Origin of the sequence: Campylobacter concisus, from assembly GCF_002913765.1 — a bacterium.
Taxonomy (GTDB): domain Bacteria; phylum Campylobacterota; class Campylobacteria; order Campylobacterales; family Campylobacteraceae; genus Campylobacter_A; species Campylobacter_A concisus_BB.
In genome coordinates this window covers 1-1,188 of the sequence record NZ_PPCH01000016.1, presented here as the reverse complement: position 1 = coordinate 1,188, position 1,188 = coordinate 1, and the positions used below count along the sequence as shown (strand labels likewise).

Genomic DNA, 1,188 nt, shown 5'->3' with positions numbered 1-1,188 from the left:
TCAAAAAGTCATTTTTGAGGTGATGTGTTGATAGTTTATGTATTTATCGTTCTTGTTAAAGTTTTATTACACACAAACGAACACGATGCTAAATTTATTAAATTTAACACTGCCTCATGCAAAAGTGTATACTTATATTAAGCTAAACAAAAAGTATTAAGTTATATTATTTTTTTAAGATTTATCAAATTTCTTTAAAGGAGAGCGTATGAAACTAGCATTTTCAAAAGCTGTTTTAGTGGCAGCTGGCGTTGCCTTATTCGCAGGCTCACTCTTAAACGCAGAGGATAAATTTAGTCCTGTCATAGTCATACATGGCGGCACTAGCGGACTTGAGCTTACTAAAGATGAGTTTAAAGTGCGTGAAGAGCCTATGAAAAAGGCGCTTTTGGCTGGCCAAGCTGTGCTTGAAAAAGGCGGTAGCGCGATGGATGCGGTGACGGCAGCTATTATGGTGTTAGAAGATGATCCAAATTTCAATGCTGGTAAGGGCGCAGTATTTACAGCTGACGGCTTTAATGAGCTAGACGCTTCTATTATGGACGGCTCTACTAAAAAAGCAGGCGCAGTTGCGATGGCAAGGCATATCAAAAACCCAATCCTTGGTGCAAGAGTCGTCATGGACAAGACTTGGCATACTCTTGTTGCTGGCGAGGGAGCTGACAAGTTAGCTAAAGAAAACGGCCTAGAGATGGTTGATCAAAAGTACTTTTTTACACAGTTTAGATATGACGCACTCCAAAGAGCAAAAGAGAAACAAAAGCTAATGCTTGATAGTGAAAAGACAAAGAAAACCTCACTAAATTTATATGAGCGCCCATATCTCGGAACTGTTGGAGCGATAGCACTTGATAAAAATGGCAACCTAGCTGCAGCAACCAGTACTGGCGGCATGACAAATAAAATGACTGGCCGTATAGGTGATAGTCCGATAATTGGCTCTGGAACCTATGCAGATAATGACTCAGTGGCAGTCTCTTGCACAGGCACAGGTGATATTTACATGCGTGTAAATGCTGCTCATGAGGTCTCAGCCCTTTATAAATACAAAACTTCAGATGTGCAAAAAGCAGCCGAAGAGGCTGTAAAAGAGGTAGCAGCACTAGGCGGTAGTGGTGGTATCATCTCTATCGATAAATTTGGTAAGACTGGCTTTGCTTGGACTAAAGATAAACTTGGTATGTATCA

The 1,188-nt window shown here is 40.6% G+C and carries 1 protein-coding gene; it reads left to right on the top strand.

Annotation, left to right across the window (positions count from 1 at the left end; all coding sequences use genetic code 11):
• Positions 1-208 precede the first annotated feature (208 nt).
• The coding region (locus CYO89_RS04595) for an isoaspartyl peptidase/L-asparaginase family protein (RefSeq protein WP_103597298.1) at positions 209-1,188 on the top strand (980 nt) is incomplete at its 3' end.